The following is a 305-nucleotide window of genomic DNA, read 5'->3' on the forward strand; positions in this document are numbered from 1 at the left end:
GAAGCGGCCATCGCGGTCATCACGGCGGTAGCAGCCGCCACCCTGGCGGTAGTCGCGGCGGTAGCCACCGCCTGACGGGCGCTCGCCACGGTCGTCACGGAGGTTGCCGCCGCCCTGTCTGTCGTAGCGGTCGCTGTTGAAGCCGACTGAGGGTCTGTCGTCGCGTCGGAAGCCACCGCAGGACGGGCGCTCGCCTCGGTCGTCACGACGGAAACCACCACGGTCGCCGCGGTCGTCACGGTAGAAACCACCCGAGGGACGGTCATCACGGCGGAAGCCACCACCGGAGGGGCGGTCGTCGCGGC

1 pseudogene is annotated in these 305 nt (G+C 71.1%); it reads right to left on the reverse strand.

The annotated features are described in order from the left end of the window. A pseudogene (locus PUR71_RS01135) lies at window positions 1-305 on the reverse strand (DEAD/DEAH box helicase); the annotation flags it as partial.

This window comes from Streptomyces sp. SP17BM10 (assembly GCF_036322405.1).
Classification (GTDB): Bacteria; Actinomycetota; Actinomycetes; order Streptomycetales; family Streptomycetaceae; genus Kitasatospora.